This is a genomic window from Micromonospora tarapacensis, from assembly GCF_019697375.1.
Lineage (GTDB): Bacteria > Actinomycetota > Actinomycetes > Mycobacteriales > Micromonosporaceae > Micromonospora > Micromonospora tarapacensis.
In genome coordinates this window covers 1,809,978-1,830,044 of the sequence record NZ_JAHCDI010000004.1, presented here as the reverse complement: position 1 = coordinate 1,830,044, position 20,067 = coordinate 1,809,978, and the positions used below count along the sequence as shown (strand labels likewise).

The 20,067-nt window shown below is 73.7% G+C and carries 19 protein-coding genes and 2 pseudogenes; 9 read left to right on the top strand and 12 right to left on the bottom strand.

Features of this window, described 5'->3' with window-relative positions; genetic code table 11:
• The first annotated feature begins 124 nt into the window (after nt 1-124).
• Entirely contained in the window at nt 125-2,158 is a 2,034-nt protein-coding gene (locus KIF24_RS14250; RefSeq protein ID WP_221084450.1) for a beta-galactosidase, read from the top strand.
• A 9-nt stretch (nt 2,159-2,167) separates the two neighbouring features.
• Here the strand turns inward: KIF24_RS14250 and KIF24_RS14245 are convergent, their stop codons facing one another.
• Nucleotides 2,168-2,818: a LysE family translocator gene (locus tag KIF24_RS14245; protein WP_221084449.1), complete on the bottom strand. Its 651-nt coding sequence runs from the start codon at nt 2,816-2,818 to the stop codon at nt 2,168-2,170.
• 124 nt (nt 2,819-2,942) lie between these two features.
• Between KIF24_RS14245 and KIF24_RS14240 the strand changes: the two genes are divergently transcribed.
• Nucleotides 2,943-3,425, top strand: a complete 483-nt coding sequence (locus KIF24_RS14240; protein ID WP_221084448.1) for a DnaJ family domain-containing protein — start codon at nt 2,943-2,945, stop codon at nt 3,423-3,425.
• A 114-nt stretch (nt 3,426-3,539) separates the two neighbouring features.
• Here the strand turns inward: KIF24_RS14240 and KIF24_RS14235 are convergent, their stop codons facing one another.
• The 5 genes from KIF24_RS14235 to KIF24_RS14215 form a co-directional block, all read right to left on the bottom strand.
• Entirely contained in the window at nt 3,540-3,944 is a 405-nt protein-coding gene (locus KIF24_RS14235; RefSeq protein WP_221084447.1) for a VOC family protein, read from the bottom strand.
• The gene (locus tag KIF24_RS14230) at nt 3,941-4,705 is read right to left on the bottom strand and encodes an arsenate reductase/protein-tyrosine-phosphatase family protein (protein WP_230415595.1); all 765 of its coding nucleotides are present in this window, start codon (nt 4,703-4,705) and stop codon (nt 3,941-3,943) included. The genes KIF24_RS14235 and KIF24_RS14230 overlap by 4 nt, the downstream gene beginning before the upstream one ends.
• Nucleotides 4,706-4,719: 14 nt before the next feature.
• Nucleotides 4,720-4,920 carry a hypothetical protein gene (locus KIF24_RS14225; RefSeq protein WP_230415593.1) on the bottom strand — a complete coding sequence of 67 codons (201 nt, stop codon included), beginning with the start codon at nt 4,918-4,920 and terminating at the stop codon, nt 4,720-4,722.
• Between the two features lie 169 nt (nt 4,921-5,089).
• Entirely contained in the window at nt 5,090-5,938 is an 849-nt protein-coding gene (locus KIF24_RS14220) for an NmrA family NAD(P)-binding protein (protein ID WP_221084445.1), read from the bottom strand.
• Nucleotides 5,935-6,360: a nuclear transport factor 2 family protein gene (locus KIF24_RS14215; RefSeq protein ID WP_221084444.1), complete on the bottom strand. Its 426-nt coding sequence runs from the start codon at nt 6,358-6,360 to the stop codon at nt 5,935-5,937. Before KIF24_RS14215 ends, KIF24_RS14220 begins: the two co-directional genes overlap by 4 nt.
• Nucleotides 6,361-6,446: 86 nt before the next feature.
• Here KIF24_RS14215 and KIF24_RS14210 point away from each other — a divergent pair, with 86 nt between their 5' ends.
• Nucleotides 6,447-7,055 (top strand): TetR/AcrR family transcriptional regulator, encoded by a 609-nt coding sequence (locus KIF24_RS14210; RefSeq protein ID WP_221084443.1) that lies wholly within the window; start codon nt 6,447-6,449, stop codon nt 7,053-7,055.
• Between the two features lie 222 nt (nt 7,056-7,277).
• Here the strand turns inward: KIF24_RS14210 and KIF24_RS14205 are convergent, their stop codons facing one another.
• Entirely contained in the window at nt 7,278-7,745 is a 468-nt protein-coding gene (locus tag KIF24_RS14205) for an HNH endonuclease (protein WP_221084442.1), read from the bottom strand.
• 166 nt (nt 7,746-7,911) lie between these two features.
• On the opposite strand from KIF24_RS14205, the pseudogene KIF24_RS14200 reads away from it, so the two are divergent.
• Nucleotides 7,912-8,909: pseudogene (locus KIF24_RS14200) on the top strand (tyrosine-type recombinase/integrase).
• Nucleotides 8,910-8,972: 63 nt separating this feature from the next.
• Nucleotides 8,973-9,341 (top strand): annotated as a pseudogene (locus KIF24_RS14195) (class I SAM-dependent methyltransferase).
• Here KIF24_RS14195 and KIF24_RS14190 read toward each other — a convergent pair.
• On the bottom strand, nt 9,325-10,104 hold the full coding sequence (locus tag KIF24_RS14190) for an FkbM family methyltransferase (RefSeq protein ID WP_221084441.1): 780 nt from the start codon (nt 10,102-10,104) through the stop codon (nt 9,325-9,327). The pseudogene KIF24_RS14195 and the gene KIF24_RS14190 sit on opposite strands and share 17 nt — an antisense overlap.
• Nucleotides 10,105-10,247: 143 nt before the next feature.
• On the opposite strand from KIF24_RS14190, the gene KIF24_RS14185 reads away from it, so the two are divergent.
• From KIF24_RS14185 to KIF24_RS14170, 4 genes are all read left to right on the top strand, one after another.
• Nucleotides 10,248-10,718: a MarR family winged helix-turn-helix transcriptional regulator gene (locus KIF24_RS14185; protein ID WP_221084440.1), complete on the top strand. Its 471-nt coding sequence runs from the start codon at nt 10,248-10,250 to the stop codon at nt 10,716-10,718.
• Between the two features lie 69 nt (nt 10,719-10,787).
• Nucleotides 10,788-11,204: a DUF6069 family protein gene (locus KIF24_RS14180; protein ID WP_221084439.1), complete on the top strand. Its 417-nt coding sequence runs from the start codon at nt 10,788-10,790 to the stop codon at nt 11,202-11,204.
• Between the two features lie 166 nt (nt 11,205-11,370).
• Nucleotides 11,371-11,796, top strand: coding sequence for an Hsp20/alpha crystallin family protein (locus tag KIF24_RS14175; RefSeq protein ID WP_221084438.1), 426 nt, complete (start codon nt 11,371-11,373; stop codon nt 11,794-11,796).
• 142 nt (nt 11,797-11,938) lie between these two features.
• The gene (locus tag KIF24_RS14170) at nt 11,939-12,397 is read left to right on the top strand and encodes an Rv0361 family membrane protein (RefSeq protein ID WP_221084437.1); all 459 of its coding nucleotides are present in this window, start codon (nt 11,939-11,941) and stop codon (nt 12,395-12,397) included.
• Here the strand turns inward: KIF24_RS14170 and KIF24_RS14165 are convergent, their stop codons facing one another.
• The 4 genes from KIF24_RS14165 to KIF24_RS14150 all read right to left on the bottom strand — a co-directional run bounded on the left by KIF24_RS14165 (nt 12,398) and on the right by KIF24_RS14150 (nt 20,063).
• Complete coding sequence (locus KIF24_RS14165) at nt 12,398-13,099, bottom strand: ABC transporter ATP-binding protein (RefSeq protein ID WP_221084436.1); 702 nt, start codon at nt 13,097-13,099, stop codon at nt 12,398-12,400.
• Complete coding sequence (locus KIF24_RS14160) at nt 13,096-14,064, bottom strand: ABC transporter ATP-binding protein (protein ID WP_221084435.1); 969 nt, start codon at nt 14,062-14,064, stop codon at nt 13,096-13,098. The genes KIF24_RS14165 and KIF24_RS14160 overlap by 4 nt, the downstream gene beginning before the upstream one ends.
• 53 nt (nt 14,065-14,117) lie before the next feature.
• A complete protein-coding gene (locus KIF24_RS32825) occupies nt 14,118-16,634 on the bottom strand; it encodes an ABC transporter permease (RefSeq protein ID WP_230415591.1) in 2,517 nt (838 codons plus the stop codon).
• Nucleotides 16,635-16,856: 222 nt separating this feature from the next.
• A complete protein-coding gene (locus KIF24_RS14150; protein WP_221084434.1) occupies nt 16,857-20,063 on the bottom strand; it encodes an ABC transporter permease in 3,207 nt (1,068 codons plus the stop codon).
• Nucleotides 20,064-20,067 lie beyond the last annotated feature (4 nt).

Sequence of the window (20,067 nt, the reverse complement as noted above, 5' to 3'; positions counted from 1 at the left end):
AGTTTCTTTAAGTATCCAACGAACTGTCAACGAGGGTCATCAATCTCAGACGGGCGGACGCCGTTGACATGGGCAAATTCGGTCCATAGTTTGGACACATCCTAAACTAAATGGTGGTGGTGCGATGGGGATCGGCGATCGGCTCTGCTACGGCGGCGACTACAACCCGGAGCAGTGGCCGGCGCGGGTCTGGGCCGAGGACGTCGCGCTGATGCGACAGGCCAGGGTCACCCTGGTCACCGTCGGCGTGTTCGCCTGGTCCCGCCTGGAACCGGCACCCGGCCGGTACACCTTCGACTGGCTCGACGACGTGCTCGACCTGCTGCACACCGGCGGCATCCGGGTCGCCCTGGCCACCCCCACGGCCTCGCCGCCGCCGTGGTTCTCCCTGGCCCATCCGGGCGCGCTGCCGGTCACCGCCGACGGCGTCCGCCTGCACCACGGCAGCCGGGACACCTACTGCGCCGCCACGCCCGCCTACCGGACCGCCGCGCTGCGCATCGCCGCCGCCCTCGCCGACCGGTACGCCCACCATCCGGCCGTCGCGCTGTGGCACGTGCACAACGAGTACGGCACCACCTGCCACTGTGAGCACACCGCCCGGGCGTTCCGGCGCTGGCTGACCGCCCGGCACGGCGACCTCGCCGGTCTCAACGACGCCTGGGTCACCAGCTTCTGGGGCCAGCACTACTCCGACTGGGCGCAAGTCAGCACCCCCCGGGCCACCCAGTACCTGGCCAATCCCGGTCAGCTGCTCGACTTCCGCCGCTTCTGGTCGGACACGCTGCTCGCCGCGTACACCGAACAGCGCGACCGGCTGCGCGCCGCGAACCCGGCAATCCCGGTCACCACCAACTACGTCCTCGGCGACTGGGTGCCGGTCGACCACGCCCGCTGGGCCACCGAGGTGGACCTGGTCGCCGTCGACCACTACCCGTCGGCCGTCGACGGCGCCGCCGAGGAGCAGACCGCCCTCGTCGCCGACCTGGCCCGGGGCTGGGCCCGGCACGCCGCCGGCCGCCGGCCGGTCACCGCACCACCGCCGGCCGGCCTGCCGGGTACCGCCGGGGCCTGGTTGCTGATGGAGAGCGCGCCCAACCAGATCCACACCGCCGGGCGGATGCACACCAAGGAGCCGGGGCGGATGCTCCGGCACAGCCTCGGCCACGTCGCCCGCGGCTCCCACGGCGCGATGTTCTTCCAGTGGCGGGCGCCGGCCGGCGGCGCGGAGCGTTTCCACTCCGCGCTGGTGCCGCATGCCGGCCCGGACAGCCGGGTGTTCCGCGAGGCCGTCGAACTCGGTGCCGCGCTGGACCGGCTCGGCGAGGTTCGCGGCACCGTCGAGGCGTCCGTGGCGCTCGTCGTGGACGCGGCCAGTGGCTGGGCGCTGCGCCATCCGGGCCTGCCGTCGACCCGACTGGGCCACCACGAGGAGGTCGCGGCCGTCCACCGGGCCCTGTGGCGCGCCGGGTTCGGCTGCGACACCGTCACCGCCGGCGACCCCCTCGACGGGTACCGGCTGCTCGTCCTGCCCGCTCTCTACCTGGTCGACGATGCCACCGCCGGCTGGCTGAGCGGGTACGTCCGCGGCGGCGGTCACCTCCTGGCGACGTACCTCAGCGGCGCGGCCGACGAGCACGCCCGGGTGCGGCTCGGCGGCTACCCGGGTGCCCTGCGCGACCTGCTCGGCGTCCTGGCCGAGGAGTTCCACCCGCTCGCCGACGACGACCACGTCCGCCTCGACGACGGCGGGACCGGCCGGATCTGGGCCGAGACGCTACGCCTGAGCGGAGCCGACACCGTCGCCTCGTACGCCGGGGGCGTGCTCGACGGCCGGCCCGCCGTCACCCGCCACCGGGCCGGCGCCGGCGCGGCCTGGTACGTGTCCACCCGGCCCGACGGCGCCACCTACCGTGGGCTGCTCGACACCGTCGCCCGCACCGCCGGTGTCGCCCCCGTCTGCGCCACCGCACCCGAGGGCGTCGAGGCGGTACGCCGCCGCGACGAGGACGCGAGCTGGCTGTTCCTGTTCAACCACACCGACCGCGAGCAGCGAGTACCGGCCCGGGGAGTGGAACTGCTCTCCGCGAAACCGGTCGAGGCGGCGGTGACCCTGCCGCCCGGCGGCGTCGCCGTGCTCCGCGAGCGCACCGGCTGACCGGTCCGGTCAGGGCGTGGCCACGGCGGCACGGGAGCGGTCGGCGGCGATCCGTACCGCCAGTGCGGCCAGCACCGTACCCATCAGCAACCGCTGTACGCGCAGCCACAGCGGTCGCCGGCTCAGGAAACCGGCGATGCCACCGGCGGTCAGCACGATCAGCGCGTTCAGGGTCAACGCCACGGTGATCTGGGTCAGCCCGAGCAGCAGGCTCTGGGCCGCCACGTTGCCCCGGGCGGGGTCGATGAACTGCGGCAGCAGTGAGACGTACAGGATGGCGATCTTCGGGTTGAGCAGGTTGGTGACCAGTCCCATGGTGAACAGCCGCCGGGCCGGGTCCGGCGGCAGCGGCGCCGGGGTGAACGGCGAGTGCCCGCCCGGACGCACCGCCTGCCAGGCCAGCCAGAGCAGGTACGCCGCACCGGCCAGCTTGACGGCCGTGTACAGCGCGGGCACCAGCACGAACACGGTGGCGATGCCGGCCACCGCCGCGGCCAGGTAGACCGCGAAACCGGCCGCCACCCCGAGCAGCGAGATCAACCCGGCCCGCCGGCCCTGGGTCACCGACCGGGACACCAGGTAGACCATGTTCGGCCCCGGCGTCAGCACCAGCCCCAGGGCGACCAGCCCGATCCCGACGACCCCTGCGGTACTCACCATTGCGTGACCCCCGTCCCACGTCATGCCCGAGCCTAGGCCACCGGGGAATGCCGGCCCAGGCGGCGGCGCTGCCGTTCGGAGAGACGGCCGGCACGTTACGGTTGGCCCTGGGAGGAGGCGGATCTTGGACAAGGCGTGGGCGGCCTCGGTCGAGGCGCAGATCCGGTCGGCACAGGAACGCGGTGAGTTCGACAACCTGCCCGGCGCAGGCAAACCGATCCCCGGCCGAGGACTGCCCTACGACGAGTCCTGGTGGATCAGGAGTTTCCTGGAGCGTGAGCAGCTGCCCACGGACCTGCTGCTGCCGACCCCGCTGCTGCTGCGCCGCCGGATCGAACGCCTGCCCGACGAGGTCCGCGACCTGCCCACCGAGCAGGCCGTACGGGCGTGCGTCGCCGACCTGAACGCCGAGGTGATGGCATGGTTGCGCAATCCGTCCGGCCCCCGGGTCGCGGTGCGTCCGGTCAACGCCGACGCCATCGTGGCGGGTTGGCGGGCCGAGGGCCGCGTCCCGCCGCCGGCGCGCCGCCCACGGCCGGCCCGCCGACGGCGTCGCCCGCGCCCCGGCGGTCCTGGTTCCCGTTCCGCCGCCGCCGGCGGCGGGTGACCGAGGTCGGCCCGGCCGGGCCGTAGCGTCTTCCAGCGACGACCCGACGATCGGGCGACGAGCCTGGTCTGGCGTCCCACCCGGCGGTCCGGCCACTGCCGAGGCGGGCCGTGGTCAGCCGGTGGGCGCGGCAGGGGATTCGTGGGCGGGTTGGAACAGCTCGATCAGGTTGCCGGCGGGGTCGGCGAGCAGGATCTGGCGCCCGCCGGGCCCGGCGACCGGCTCGCCGCGAAACGACAGGCCCGCATCGTGAAGACGGGCGATGTCGGCGTCCAGGTCGTCGACGACGAGGTGGATGCGGTTGCGGCCGGGGCCGGTGGCGTCGACGGGAGTGGCGCGGGCGCCGGAACTGGCGGATCCGGACAGCAGCAGCCGCAGCGGCCCGCGCACCACGTCGGCGAAGGCCGGCGCGGCGCTGGTGTTGAGGCGGAAGCCGAGGTGGGTGGTGTAGAAGTCGACGGCGGCTTGTACGTCGTCGACGAGGTAGCGGACGCTGGCGTACTCATCGGCTCCGGTCACGGCTGGACCTCCTTCGGGTTGGTGGTGGCGAGGACGGGCAGCAGCTGCCGCACCCGGGTGTCGATGCCGGCCGCGACCGCGGTGAAGGCGGAGTAGCCGGCACCGCCGCCGGCCGGGTCGGGAACGCTCCAGTGCATCAGGCGGGGTCGGCCGCCGACGTCGAGACCGATCTCCCGGGCCCTGTCGCACAGGGTGATCACGTAGTCGAACCGGCCGCCGGTGAGCGTGTCCAGGTGCCGGGGGCGTTGTGCGGCGACGTCGACGTCGAAGTGGTCGGCCAACACCCGCACCGCGTGGGGATGCAGCCGTGCTTGGGGGTGGCTTCCCGCACTGGTCGCCCGCACGCGCCCGGCGGTGTGCCGGCGGAGCAGGGCTTCGGCGATCGGTGACCGGGCGCTGTTGCCGGTGCAGACGAACAGCACCGAGAGGTGGGCCAGCCGGCCGGGCCGGGGCGGTGTGGTGCTGCCCAGGTGCAGGGCGGGGTGCAGGGCGGCGCCACTGCCGGCCAGCGCGTCGGCGCAGCGGTCGAGATCCAGGCGGTAGTAGCTGTCGCGGCCGTCGAAGCTGCTGCGGGTGGCCGCGACCAGGCCACCGTCGCGGAGTAGCCGCAGGTGGTAGGACACCAGGTTCTGCGGCCGGCCGACCAGGGCGACCAGCTCACGGACCCGCAGGTCGCTGCGGGCGAGGGCGGCGAGCAACTGCCAGCGCAACGGGTGCCCGGCCAGACGGATGAACGCCGGAGCGGGTTGCGACAAGGCCATGACCGGACAATACATCAATCCAGTTTGATCGACCGGGTCGTCGTGGGACCGGAAAGTGGGCCTGGTCGAGTTGGTGGGTCCACCCGTCGGGCTGCCCGCAACAGCCACAGTGCGATCAGCCAGATCGCGGCCAGCGGCATACCGATGGGCACGAGTAGCGGCAGCCACCAGCCGACCAGCACGACGGCGACGGGGACCGCCAGACACGCGGTCAACACGGCAGTCGGCGGAACCGGCGCCGAGGACGCGGCGGCGACATCCTGATCATCTCCGAGGCTGGCAGCGGCTGCTATGCCGCCGCTGGAATGCCGGCTCCACCGGCGTCGACGGCCAGGCCGAAGGTGCGCAGGGTCTCGAACCAGCACTGTTGGTCGTCCGTGCACGTCAATCGTTCCATGGCGTCTCCTTCTCCAGCAGGGCACGGAAGCTGCGTGGGGGCCGGCCGGTGAGGCGTTGGACGGTGTCGGTGACGCGGTCTTCGGACCCCTCGGCGATGGCCCTGTCCATGTCGGCCAGCATCGCGGCGAACTCCACCGGCATCAGCGCCGTGAGGCGATCGCGCATGTGCTCGTAGGGCAGGCGGCGGTGGGCCACGGGTCGATCGGTGGCCTCGGTGATGATCGTGGCGATGTCGTCGTAGCTGAGTGCCTCGGGACCGGTGAGGATGAGGTCGGTGTTGGGGCCGTGTTCGTCGGTCAGGGCGTGGACGGCGACGGCCGCGATGTCCTCGGCGTCGACGAAGCCGACCCGGCCGCTCCCGGTTGCGGTCCAGATGGTGCCGTCCGCACGGATGCTCACGGCGTGCGCGTGCGTACCGGTGAAGTTCTGCATGAACCAGGATGGCCGCAGCACCGCCCACTGTTCGAACAGGTCGGGCAGGGCCTGGTGCACCATTCCCACCGCCGGGCCGCCTCGGGCGATGGCCGAGGAGCTGAGCAGCACGGCGCGGTGTACGCCGGCGGCGCGGGCCCGGTGGAGGAACGGCAGCATGACCTGCGCCGGGTCGGATTCGCCCAGGGGTGGCAGGAGGTAGACGCGGTCGGTTCCGTCGAGGGCGTCGAGGTGGGTGGCCGGGTCGTACCAGTCGAAGGTGACCGGCTCCGTACCGGGGACGGGGGTGGCCTGCCGGCTGGCCGCTCGGACCCGGTGGCCCGCGGCCGTCAGCCGTGCGGCGGTGCGGCTGCCGGTGGTGCCGGTGGCGCCGATGACCAGAGTGGTGCCGGTGGTGGTCATCGGCTGCTCCTGGTGAAGTCGGTGCCGGGCTCGGCGACGGCGAGGGGGTTCCAGTAGTCGCGGTAGGAGGTGAAGCGCCCGTCCCGAATCGCGACGACGGCGACGTAGGTCATGTCGAAGGGGCTGCCGGTCTCCCTCAGGCGTCCGATACCGCGCATCTCGACCACGATGGTCTCCGGGTCGGTGGTCTGGTGGATCGTCAGGTCGGGGAAGTCGTGCAGGTCGATGTGGTCGGGGTAGTGGCGCATGTAGGCGGCGATGGCCTCCTTACCTGCCAGACGACTGGGCCAGCCGTCGGGGGCGAAGGGGAACTCCAGCTGCCCGTTCTCGGCCCACAGGTCGACCCAGGCGGCAATGTTCTTGTCCAGCAGCAGCCGCAGACTGTTGCGGAACAGGTCCGCTGGCGGGGTGTGTACGGACATGGGTAATCTCCATCTCGAAATCCGGACCAGCGGTCCGGAATCCCAAAGATACGGACCCGAGGTCCGGATCGCAAACAGGGAGTCGCATGACCGAGCGCAGGCCCCGCAAGGACGCCGTCCGTAACCGGATGGCCGTCCTGGCCGCCGCCGACGCCCTCTTCAATCGCCGGGAGAGCCCGGAGGACCTCACCATGGCTGACATCGCAGCGGCGGCCGGTGTCGGCAAAGCAACGCTGTTCCGTGCCTTCGGTGACCGCACCGGGCTGCTCCGGGCGCTGTACGAGGCGCGACTCGAACCGACCATGGACGCCGTCAAGGCAGGTCCGCCACCCCTGGGGCCCACCACCCCGCCGCTTGCGCGCATACCCGCCCTGCTCGACGCCCTGTTGTGCTTCAAGCTCGACAACCGCCGTCTCGCGCTGGCCCTGGAGGGAACGGCGGGCGCCGGCCCCTACCGGGCAGCGAACTACGAGCGATGGCACAGCCTGCTCAAGGTCATGCTGGAGCAGATTCCCGGTATGGCCGACAGCGACTTCATCGCCCATGCACTACTCGCCGCCACCCGAGCCGACCTCGTCGAACACCTGGCCGGCCAGGAGCGCGTACCGCCCGAACGAATGCGGACGCAACTGGCGGCCTTCACCGCCAGAGTCCTGGGCACTCGCCCGACACCGGGGTCGAACGCCGAGGACTGATCAAGTCGGGCGGATGCGGGGCGGATGCGGGGCGGATGCCTCGGTCACCGGCGTCGCACCGACCTGAGCTAATTACCGGATTACCAGTTACGACATTCAGATAATCAAAGCCACAAAAGGGACATGCTGTGAGCACACCATAATGGCTGTTAGTGTGCGTAAGCACTTAGGCTGGTGTAAATCCCTGCCGATTCGACCCGGATCCCTCCGGCGGGCCGCGGATCAGGTAGGAATCCGCCCGTACGACGCACGTGCTTCGGCGACTTCCGCGGCCTGACGCTCGCGCCAGCGCTGCTGCGCCTGGCGGTTGCAGATCCGGCAGGACCGCCGCAGGCGGCCGGTCGCCGGCTCGACCTCCCGGTCGTGTCCGTTGCGACAACGCGGGCGCTGGCTCCGTTCACGGCAGTTGTCGGCGTGGCTGAGCTGACGTAGGTGGGTCGGCTCGATGCAGTCCGGCACCGCACAGTCGTGGTGGATCTCGCGAGCGGGGTCGTAGCCGCCGGCAAAGACCACGTACGCCGCGATGTGTGCCCACGCCCGGCCCGCGAGCTTCTGGTGCACGCCGCGCTGGTCGCCGTAGCCGCGAACGATGAGACATCCGCTCTCGGTGCGCTCCGATCGGCTCAGCAGGTACGCCCGGAGAGTGTCCTCGGTGAAGTGTCGGGACAGACCGTTGATCTGGGACAGCACCACGTCAGCGTACGGGTCGGGCCCGACGCCGCGGCCCAGCTCGGCGGTCGGCCTCGCGGCGGTTGGTGAACGCGGCCGGGATCCGTCCCGGCCTCGGCGTGCCGGACGTTGATCGCGTCGGCGCGCCTGATCGGCAACCCGAAACGGGGCTGAGAACATTTCTCGCATGCGTCCGCTCGACACTCCGGTGCTGTATCGCCCGCCGGCCCACCCGGCCCTGCCCGACGGGCCGATGGCCGTCACCGACGCGTGGTTGCGTAACCGGCGGTTGAGTGCGCACACCCGCGACGCGTACCGCCGCGACGTCGCCAACTGGCTGACCTGGTGCAGTGCCCGCCGGCTCGATCCGCTGCGGGCGAACTTCCTGCACGTCAACGAGTACGGGCGGACGCTGGAAGCAACCCTGGTCGCCCGCACCGGCCGCCCGATGACCCCGGCGACCGTGGCCCGGAAGCTGTCCGCCCTGTCCAGCTGGTACGACTTCCTGGTCAAACTGCGGGCGGTCGACGCGAATCCGGTCGGCGACGCCGACCGGCCCCGGATCGATCGCGACCACTCGGCCACCGTCGGCCTGGCCCCCGACGAGGTGGACGCGCTGCTCGCCGCCGCCGATGCCGAGACGGGACCGACCGCCGCCCGCAATCGCGCCACCGTCAGCCTGCTGGCCGACCTCGGGCTGCGGGTCGGCGAACTGGTCTCGCTGGACGTCACCGACCTCGCGGTGGAGCAGGGGCATCGCAGCGTGCGCTTCGTCGGCAAGGGCGGCCGGCCGCGCCGCCGGGCGCTGACCCCGGCACGGCGCACGCGGTGGACGCCTACCTGGCCCAGCGGGCCGCCAATCAGGGCGTGGCAGCCCATCAGCTCACCGGGCCGTTGCTGGTCACCGCCAGCGGTGCCCGTCTCGACCGGCACTCGGTGTTCCGGCTGGTCCGGCGGCTTGCCCGCAGCGCCGGGATACCCGCGTGGGCACGACTGTCACCGCACTCGCTGCGGCACGCCTTCGCCACCACGGCCCGCGCCGAGGGGGTGCCGCTGGAGGACGTGCAGGACGCGATGGGTCACGCCGACCCGCGCACCACCCGCCGGTACGACCGGGATCGGCACAACCTCGACCGCGACCCGGCATACACGATCTGGGCCGCCCGGGCCCGCCGCCGGGGCTGACCGGCCGACGCGGCGAGCGGTAACCGGTTGGCCGCCGCCGGTGCCGGTCGCAGTATCGGCGGAATGCTGAGACCGGAGATCGTGGACTACTACCGGCGGGGCGGCGACCGGGATCGGCGCGCTGCCGGTGAGGGCAGGTTGGAGTTCCTGCGTACGTGGGACGTGCTGACCCGGGTGTTGCCCGGACCACCGGCGACGGTGCTGGATGTCGGCGGCGCGACCGGCGTGTACGCCGAGCCACTGACGTGAGCCGGCTACCGGGTGCATGTGGTCGATCCGGTGCCCGAACACGTGGCGGAGGCCGTGGCCCGGCCCGGGGTGAGCGCCAGCCTGGGGGACGCCCGAGCGTTGCCCGCCGCCGACCACAGCGCCGATGCGGTCGTAAGCAGGTCGACGCCGGGCCACGCCGGCCCGATCAGGAGGGCCGGCTGACGCAGTACACGTCGCCGGAGTTGGCCTCGTGCGGCAGGGCGAGGAGGTGGGCGGCCATCTCCTCGGCCGCGGCCCACCGCCCGAGGGTCAGCGCCTTCTGGTCGCCGAGCGCCAGGTCGAAGCCGCCGAAGCCGAGTGCGGCGAGCCGTTGCAGGCACCGCAGCGCCACCGCCCGCCCGATCGTGGTGAACTCGAACGACAGCGTGGGCAGTGGGCGGCTCAGACCGGCGAGGACGGCGTCCTCGAAGCCCTCCACATCGATTTTGACGAAGGTCGGCGTGCCGTGCTCGGCGACCAGTGTGTCGACGGTGGTGACCGGCACCTCGATCTGGCCGTCCCAGACCTGGCCCTCCCAGCCACCGGCGCCGGCGGCTGCCGCGACGAAGTCGGTCGAGGCGGTGGAGACGGTCGGGTTGGCGGAGTTCACCAGGAACCCGATCCGGCCGGGCTGGGCACCACAGGCCGCCTCGACCAGGGTGACCTGGTCGTCGTCGGCGTAGATGGCGCGCAGCGCACGCAGGCACAGCGGTTGCGGTTCGACGGCGACGACCCGGGCGCCGAGCCGGCGGAAGCTGCCGATGTGGTCGCCCACGTGCGAACCGATGTCGAAGACCAGGTCGCCGGGGCGCACGAAGCGGGCGTAGAAGGCGTCCATCGCGGCGTCCCGCCCCGGGTCTCCGTAGTAGACCTCCAACGATCGGCGCAGCGAGGCGGTGGTGGGGTCGGCCTTGAGCGCCTCGACCGCGGCGGAATGCGTGCCCATCGCAGCACCCTAGCCCGCCGGTAGGGGGAGCGTGGCGTTGCCGACACATACCGTCACCCAACGTCACGCGCCGCGACCACCGGCCCGGCGACTACCTGACCGGACAACGATCCCGCGCCGGAACATCTTGTTAGCCTCGGTGAATGACCTTCCCGTCGCCGGGTCGCCCGTCGGACCTGATGTTTCTGCTCAGTTGGGCCAGCCACGCGCTGCGCGCGGAGCACGCCGCCGGCCTGGCCGAGCTCGGCATCTCACCCCGGGCCCACTGCGTGCTGGCCCGGGCCCGGGCCGGTGGCCTCACCCAGCGGCAGATCGGTGAGCTGTGCGGGGTGGACAAGACCACCATGGTGGTGACCCTGGACCAGTTGGAGGCGGCCGGGCTGGCGCGGCGGGTGCCGACGCCGACCGACAGGCGCGCCCGGCTGGTCGAGGTCACCGCCGAGGGCGAACGGGTCCTCGGTCAGGCACAGGAGATCGCCGCCCGGCTGGAGGAGGACGTGCTGGCCGCGCTGCCCGAGGTCGACCGGGAGGTGTTCCTGCGGGCGATCCGGCGTCTGGTCGACGAGCGCTTCTCCGGCACCGGCTCCTGTGGTACGACCGGATCGGTCTGCTGAAAATATAGTCCCGTACGAGATAATCTGTTACGGTCGGGCCGTTGGTGTCCCCCCGCCTGAGGAGTGGCCGTGAGCACTACCGCGCAACCCGTCAGCAGCACCACCTCGCCGCGCCGCCGCCGCGCCGTCGGCGTGCTCGTCGCCGCCGCGTCCTGTGTGGTGATCTGGATCATCGGCGCGCTCGGCGGCGTCGACTATGCCGTGCGCAGCCCGGGGCAGCCGGAGGCGGTCGTCAACCTCGTCCCGGTGGTCGCCTTCTCGCTCGGCTCGGCACTGCTCGGCTGGGCGGCCCTCGCCCTGATGGAGCGATTCGTCGGCCGCCGGGCCACGGTCGTCTGGATCGCACTGGCGGTGGCGGTTGCCCTGTTGTCGTTCGTTCCGCTCTTCCAGGTCGACGCGACGGGCGGCGCCAAGGTCGCACTGGGTGCGATGCACCTGGCGGTGCCCGCCGCGCTGATCGCCCTGATGCCGAGGCGCGACCGCTGACGCCGGCGTGGGCGACACCGGCACCCGGCTGCGGAAACCGGTGTCGCCCACGTCACCCGCGACCGGGTTGACGGCACGGCGGTGCGAGCGCTAAATACTGAAGTGGAAGTTGAGTCCACCAGGCTCAACTAGGAACCTTCGGCCAGGAGAACCGAGGAGGCACGAGATGCTGATGCGCACCGACCCGTTCCGTGAGATCGACCGGCTCGCCGAGCAGTTCTTCGGCACCACCAGCCGTCCGGCCGTCATGCACATGGACGCCTACCGCGACGGCGACCACTTCTACGCGGCGTTCGACCTGCCCGGCGTCGACCCGGAGAGCATCGACTGCACGGTGCAGCGCAACGTGCTCACCGTCCGCGCCGAGCGTCGCCGCCCCGCCGGCGAGACCGTCGAGCTCGTCGCCGCCGAACGCCCGATGGGCGTGTTCAGCCGGCAGCTCTTCCTCGGCGACACCCTCGACACCGACAAGCTCGAAGCCGGCTACGACAACGGTGTGTTGACGCTGCGGATCCCGGTGGCCGAGCGGGCCAAGCCCCGCCGGGTGACCATCAGCGCGACCGGCGACGGCCGCCGGCAGATCAAGGGCTGACCCGCGGCCGGCCCCGACCGGGACGGAGACGAGGCCGTGGCCGGCCGGCGCAGCCGAGCCGCCCGGCCTCGGGCGCACCGGGCCGGTGCGCCCGGCCGGCTTTCCGCCCGCCGGAGCGGCCGATTCTCTACCGTCGAATGGTGTGGGCGCTGCACAACCGTGGAGCAGACCGGCCCGGCGACGCCATCCGGCGCGGACCGGACTCGCCGTCGCCGCGGCGGCGACGGCGCTGTGCTGCGTCGGGATCGCCGGGCTGGGTGCCTGGAACGTGCAACTCGTCACCCGGGCCGCCGGCCCGGTCCGGGAGACCGCGGAAGGGTTCCTGCGGGAGGTCACCGCGGGTGACACCGACAGCGCGTACGAGCGCCTCTGCGCCGACGCGCGCACCCGGTGGAGCCAGCTCGGCTTCACCAGCTGGGTACGCACCCCGCCGGTGGTGCGCGACTACGAGATCGTGGACGTGTCGGTGGCGACCCGCGGCGGTCAGCCGCACGGCGAGGTCACCGTGCGGCTGACCCGCGACACCGGCGACACCGAGCAACGGGACCTGTCGGTGGTGCGGGAGGACGGCGGCTGGCGGGTCTGCGGCGATCCGTACTGATCACACGGGTGCCGGCTCGGTCGACTCGACCAGCCGGCCGTCACGCAGGACCAGCACCCGGTCGGCCAGCTCCACCAGCGTCGGGTCGTGCGTGGCGACCAGCGCGGTCATTCCCCGGGCACGCACCAGCGCCCGCAGCAGGTCCATCACCGCGCGGCCGGTCTCCGAGTCCAGCTGGCCGGTCGGCTCGTCGGCGATCAACAACGCCGGATCGTTGGCCAACGCGCGGGCGATCGCCACCCGCTGCTGCTGCCCGCCGGACATCTCGTACGGTCGTTGCGCGGCGTGCGCCCCCAACCCGACCAGTTCCAGCAGGACCGACACCCGCTCCTCGCGCCGCGCGGCCGGCACCTTCGCCAACCGCATCGGCACCCCGACGTTCTCCGCCGCCGACAGGATCGGGATCAGCCCGAAGGACTGGAAGACGAACCCGACGGTGTCCCGGCGCAGCCGCAGCAGATCCTTCTCGCCGGCCGCGGTGATCTCCTGGCCGGCCACCCACACCCGCCCCGAGGTGGGCCGGTCCAACCCGCCGATGAGGTTCAACAGGGTGGTCTTGCCCGCGCCCGAGCGCCCCCGCACCGCGACCAGCTCACCCCGCCCGGCGCGCAACGACACGTCCCGCACCGCGTGGACCACCCGCTCGCCGCTGCCGTAGTCGCGGCTGAGCCCCTCGACCCGGATCAGATCGTGCTCGCTCACCGGTTACCCCTCTCGTCGCCGGAGCGGACCTGGACGTGATCCGGCTCAAGGGTCAGCCGCACCCGATCCCGCAGCGCCAGCGCGTCGACGAAGCCGGCCGGCAACTGCATCCGTCCGGCCCGGTCCAGCACCGCGTACTCCTCGGTGACCAGTTCCTCGACGCCGTCGACGCCGACCCGCGCGGTGCGGTGCACCTCCGAGGCGGTGCGGCCGTCGCGGATCGCGACGGTCCGCCGGACCTGGGAGGCGACCTGCGGGTCGTGGGTGACCACCACGACGGTCACCCCCAACTCGGCATTGATGGTGCGCAGCGCGGCGAACACCTCCGCGGCCGTCGCCTCGTCCAGCTCACCGGTCGGCTCGTCGGCGAAGAGCACCTCCGGGTCGTTGGCCACGGCCACCGCGACGGCGCACCGCTGCTGCTCGCCGCCGCTCATCTGGCCCGGCCGGCGGTCCGCGCAGTAGCCGACGCCGACCATCTCCAGCAGCTCGGTGGCCCGCCGCCGCCCGGACCGGCCACCCCGCCGGGACAGCCGCATCGGCAGTTCCACGTTCTCCCGGGCGCTCAGGTACGGCAACAGGTTGCGTCCGGTCTGCTGCCACACGAACCCGACGGTGTGCCGCCGGTACCGCAGGCGCTTACGGGCCGACATGGTCAGCAGGTCGTAGCCGGCCACCCGGGCGATCCCCGCCGTCGGCGTGTCCAGCCCGGACAGGATGTTCAGCACGGTGGACTTGCCGGACCCGGACGCACCCACGATGGCCAGCAGCTCACCCCGGTCGACGACCAGGTCGAGGCCCTGCAACGCGACGACCTCCACGCCCTCGGTGGTGAAGATCCGCACCAGTGCGTCGCAGACGATGTGCCCACGCAACCGGTCCGCGCCGCCGGCGCGGGCGGCGGCTCGGTCCGCCGCCCGCCGTTGCAGGGTCGCGAGATCCGGTACGTCCCGGACGACGGTCATGACGGCACTCCGCTTCGCTCGGTCATGCGTTCTCCTCTCCCAGCCGCAGCACCTCACCGAGGCGCATCCGCCGGTTCGACAGGTTCTCCACCGCCAGCCCCGTCACCAGGCCCAGCACCACCAGCCCCAACACCGACGCCACGATCAGCGGATCGAGGTGGTAGCCGACCGGCACGTCCGGCGCGAACGCGGACAATCCCAGGGTGGAGCCCAGGACCCAGGGCAGGGCCGCCCCCACCGCCGCGCCGGTCAGCGCCGCGACCACCACCAGCGGTACCAGCTCGTAGACCAGCAGCCGGCGGCCACTGCCGGCGGACAGACCCAGCGTGCGCAGCCGGGACCAGCATCCGGCCCCGCCCGGCGGCGTCGGCGACCACCGCGAAGCCGACGGCCAGCACGGCCAGCGCGGCACCGCCGACCGCGCCGGCGGTGAACGCCAGCGTCAGCACGTCGTTGGCCCCGGTGCGATCCAACCCCTCGCGGTACGCCCGCCAGGTCTGCAACTCCGCCGGCAGCTGCGTCCGGGTCACCGGCACGCCGAGCACCGCGGACTGCCGCTGCCGCTGCGTCTCGTCGGCGACCCCGAGCAGCTGCGCCTGGTCGATGTCGTCGCCGGCGAGTAGATACCGGTTCGGGACGATCGGCGTGTACTCGTACTCGGGCAGCGCCTGCCACGGCAGCACCACGAACCGTTCCGTGCCCAGCCCCACCCCGGGAAAGGCGTCGGCCACACCAGCGACGTGGAACTCGTACAGCCGGCCCTGCACGTCGACCGCGGCCCGGTCGCCGGCCTGCGTCGCCACCTTCGCCGACACCACCGCCGGCACCGGCCCGTCGCCCCGGGCGGCGGCGCGCAACGTGGCCGGCACATTCACGTCGACGCCGCTGCGCGCCACCACCTCGGCGAAGGCCGGCGCGTCGACGACCAGCACCCGGGCCGTGCCGATCTGCCGCGACGGCGCCCCCGCCGCCGGCACCAGCCGCCGGTTGGAGCCCACCCACACCCGAGCCACCGCCTCCACCCCGGACACCCGGGTCAGGGCGTCGGCGGCGTCGGGGGAGAAGGTGTACCCGGTCAGCCAGGCGTCCGCCGGCACGGTCAGGGTCGCGGCCCGGTCCCGCGCCGCGCTGACCGTGGTGGCGACCACCCCACCGAAGACGCCCGTGCTGACCGCGACGATCAGCACGGCCAGCGGACCCAGCGACACCGGCGCACCCCGCCCGGCGCGGGCCACACCGAGGAACAGCAACGCTCCCCGGGCCCGCACGGCCAGCCGGCCGGCCAGCCGCAGCGGCCATGGCAACAGCCGCACCGCCACCAGCGCGGCGGCGACCGCGACCAGCACGGGCACCGAGCTGAGGTACGCGTCGACACCCTCGGCCGGGTCGAGGCCCCGGCGCCGCAACAGCACCACACCCAGACCCGCCAGCACCAGCACGCCCACCTCGACGGTCAGCCGCCGCACCGACGGGCGCTGCCGCGCCACGTCCGTGCGCCCGGCGACCGTCCCGACCCGCCGCTGCGAGAGCACGGCCAGCACCGGAACCACGGCGACGGTGAGCACCGCCAGCAGCAGCACCAGCCAGGGCACCCCACCGGCCCGCCCCGGCACCCGGGTGCCGGCCAGCCAGCCGACCAGCACGGCCACCGGTTGCACGGGCGCGGCCTCGGCGAGGGTACGCAGGCCGATCGCGGCCAGCGACGCGCCTCGGGCCCGCAGCAGCGCGAACTCGTCACGGCGGCGCAGCACGGCCAGCCGCGCGGCCAGCAGGATCAACCCGAGCAGGCTGGCGACCAGCCCGGCCTGCACGACGGCCAGCAGCGCCTGCACGGCGTACAGCTGCCCGGCGAAGCGGGCCAGCGCGGTGTCCAGCGACGTCTGCACCGTCGCCTCCGCCGCCCACCGCATGCGGCGGGTCTCGGCCACCGCCGCGGTGACGGCCGGCACCGACGCGGTGTCCAGCCGCTGCTCGTCGAGGCGGTACCGCCAACCGCTCACCGTCGGCGCGCCGCTGGCGGCGGAGACGGCGTCCACACCGGCCCAGTCGGTGATCCCGACCACGATGTAGGGGTCACCGTCGAGCAGCGGGAGAATCGGGTGCAGTGCCTGCTGAAGGTCGTCCCAGACCGGGTCACCGGGATCGCGTGGCTCGAACACCCCGACGATCCGCGCCCGCGCCGTACCGTCCGGGCCGATGAACCGCAGTTGCTCGCCGGTACGCAGGGACAGCGTCTGCGCCACCGCCGCCGACACCGTCACCTCCGCCGGACCGTCCGCCCCGGTGCGCGGCCACCGCCCGGCGGTCAGTTCCGCCGCCTCCGCCACGCCGGTCTGGGCACGAAGGCCGAACATCTTCGAGGCGCCACCGTCCATCGGCGGGTCGTCGCCCATGGCGAGCAGCCGCTCCTCGTCCAGCGAGGCGGCGTACCACCGGCGGTCCACCAGGCCGGGCAGCGGCTGCGGCAGCGCGGCGGCGTACCGGTCCAACTCGGCCTGGCCGGCCGCGGCCGGCACGGGCCGCTCGGCGGCGAGGGACAGGTCACGCACCAGGTGCGGCAGCCGGGCCACGTCGGCGCGCAGCCCCGGTCGGCGTACCCGTTGGACAGCCGGGGCGCGGCGGTGACCAGCAGGGCCGCCACCAGACCCAACGCCGCCAGCAGCGCCACATGGGCGCCGTACGCCCTGATCCGCCTCGCGACTGCGGGACTCCGCTGCGCTGCGTTCCTCGCGCTCACCGGGCCGGCCTTTCGTTCGCGACTGCGGGACTCCGCTGCGCTGCGTTCCTCGCGCTCACCGGGCCTCCCCGATGCGGAGTTGGGTGGCGGTCAGCCGCCGACGGGTGCCCATCGACACGGCCGCGCTGAACACCAGCGCCAGCGCCAGCAGGCCCACGGCGGTGGCCAGCACCGGCGGCCAGTCGACGCTCAGCAGCGGCGGCGGATCGGGCCGGTCGGCAGCCGGGGTCAGGATGACCAGCGGGGCCATCGTCCCCGCCACACCGACACCGACGGCCAGCCCGACCAGCACACCGATGCCCGCGAGGAACGACTGTTCGGCCAGCAGGGACCGGGCCACCAGGCGGTGACCGGCGCCGAGGGTGTGCAGCACGGCGAGTTCGGTGGCCCGTCGCCGCGCCGTCGCACTGACGTCCACGGCGACACCCACGGCGGCCAGCAGCACCGCGGCGAGGGCGGCGGCGAACAGCGCCCCGCGCGCTCCCACACCGAACGGGTCACGGGCCAGGTCGGCGGCGACGTCCGCACGGTCCAGCACGGTCAACCCGCCGAGCGCGGCGGCCGCCGCGGCAGCCTGCTGCGCCGCACCGGGCCGGGCGGAGACCCACCACTCCTGCGGCGAGCGGACGATGCCGTGGTCGTGGAAGAGCCGGGTGCTCAACGACGGCAGGTCGACCAGCAGCGCCGCGTCCTCGGCGTCGCCGGGCAGGGCGGTCACGCCGTCGACCACGGCGGCGTCGACCTCGGCACCGCCCAGGAACAGCCGGGTCCGCGTCCCGACGTCCACATGCAGCATGTCCAGGGCCCGCGGGGTGGCCACCACCGGCACCGGCGCCACGCCGGCCGGCCGGGAGACAGCCAGTTGCAGGGGCGTCCCGCGGGAGAACCAGCCCGCCGGCAGGTCGCGTTCGTAGCGGGCGGTCAGCGTGCCGCCGGACGCGGTCGACCCGGTGGCGGCGCCGGCCCGGTCCACCAGCCGCCACGGCCCGTCCGCGGCCAGGTCGACCGGCGTGCCGGCGGAGGTGTCCGGGCTGGCCCGCAGACCGGCCAGCCGCCAGTCGAAGGTCAGTCGCGACCCACCGACGGTCTCGGCGGTGAAGCCGGCCAGCCGCCACGGCCCGTCGCCGGCCGGCAGCTCGACGGAGAACCGCAGTGCGGCGCCGTCGCGGCCGGTGGAGCCGAGCGCCACCCGCCGGTAGCCGCCGCCGGGGTCGGTGAGCACCGCGTGGTGACGGATGGGCGGGCCGGAGTCGAAGTCGTCGACGCGGGTACGCAGCTGCCCGGTCAGCCGCCGGGTACCCGCCGGCAGGGAAGTCTGCGGCGCCTCGACCCGCTCGTCGCCGAGGGCGCCGAGCAACCGGTCGGTGGATCCGCCGGCCAGGTCGGCCCGCAACTGCACCACCTGGCCGGCGGCGCCGGCGTCCACCGCCAGCATGGTGGCCGGCTCGGCGGCCGGCCCGAGACGCACCGTGTCCCGCCAGGCCGCCAGCACGGCCTGCGCGCCGGGCAGGGCGGCGAGTTGGTCGGCCCGGTCCTCGGGAGCGGAGCCGTTGCTCTCGGTCAACCGCAGGTCGGCGCCGACCCGGTGAGCGGCCTGGTCGTCCAGGGAACGTTGCGAGGTGCCGGCGAGAGACCAGGCGAGGGTGCCGACCGCCACCGCGAGGGCCAGCAGCAGCACCGGGCCGGCGTGCGGTCGGCGGCCGGCCTGCCAGGTGCCGAGCATGGTGGCGGGCCACGCCCTGCGATTCACCCAGCGTTCCGCGAGCCGGACCAGCGGTGGCAGCAGCCGCAGCGCGAGCACCGCCCCGGCCAGTACGCCGAGCGTGGGCGCGGCGGCCAGCATCGGGTCCAGGCCCAACTCGCCGCCGAGGGAGCGGGACAGCGGCGACGAGTACCGGCTGAGCTGGTACCAGCTGAGCAGGGCCAGACCGACCAGCAGGACGTCCAGCCCGGCCCGCTGCACCATGCCGCGCCGGCTCGGTCGGGAGCGGCTGGCCAGGTCGGCGACGTAGCTGTCGCCGCGGCGCAGGCTCGGCCCGATCATCGCCAGCGCGCAGCCGGCGGCGGCCATCCCGGCGACCAGCCAGAGCATCGGGCCGGGCGGGGCGTCCGGGCGCAGCGAGACGGCGGCGAGTCCGGGCAGCCGGTCGGCGAGACCCAGCAACTCGACGACGAGCGGCGGGGCGAGGACCGCGGCGGGCAGGACGACCAGGGCGGCCTCGCGGGCGGTGAGCCCGGCCAGTTGCCAGCGGGCCGCGCCCCGGGCCCGCAGCAGCGCGGTCTCCGCGCGGCGGTGCTCGGTCAGCAGCACCGCGACCAGCAGCAGCGCGTACCCGCCGAGGACCACCACCAGCAGCATCGGGGTGACCAGGGCGGACCGACCGGCGAGGGTGGCCTGTTGCAGGCGGCGCACCAGGGCGACCAGGTCGCTGCTGGTCACCGCGGAGTCACCGAGTCCGGCCTCGGCCGGGGTGCCGCCGGTGATCTGCGCGGCGGCGGCACCCAGCCGGTCCAGGACCGTGGGACTGATCCCGGCGAGGTCGGGCTCGATCAGCCAGCCGGCGGAGGCGTTGGCCAGGAAGCGGGTGACGAAGTCGTCGCGGGAGACCGCCATCGGGCCGTAGGTGGCCGCCTGCGGCAGCGTCCCGGTGGCGGTCTCCGGCGCGAGCCGCCAGTACGCGGCGTCGGGGTCGACGGGGGTGAACACGCCCGTCACGGTGACCTCGGTGACCTGCCCACTGAGCCCGTCGGTGATCGGGATGCGGTCACCGACGCCCACCCGCAGCGTCGTCGCCGCCGCCTCGGCGATGGCGGTCTGCACCGGCAGCGCCCCGGCCTCGGGCCAGGCACCGGAGGTCAGTCGGGCGTGGGTGGGCAGGTCGTCGAGGAACATCACCGACGCGTAGGTGGCGCCGGTGCGGTCGGCGACGGCGTCACCGGTGTCGCCGCGCAGCTGCCGGCCGGCCGCGTACCCGGCGGTGGCGACCTGGGCGGGCAGTCCACGCAGGTCGGCGGTCACCCGTTCCCGCAGCGCGGTGTCCCGCTCCCGCAGCGCCTCGGCGGTGCGCCCGGCGGAGGCCCGTACCAGGATCGATCGTTCCTCGGCGGTGGCCGCGCCCAGCACGTTGCGGGTGCCGGCGTCGACGACGTCCCGGTTGTACGCGGCCAGGCCGGTGAGCGCGACGGTCGCCACCAGCGCCGCCCCGGCCGCGGCCAGCAGCAGTCCGCTGGTGGCCCGGACGCGCCGCAACGCGAACCTCATTCGT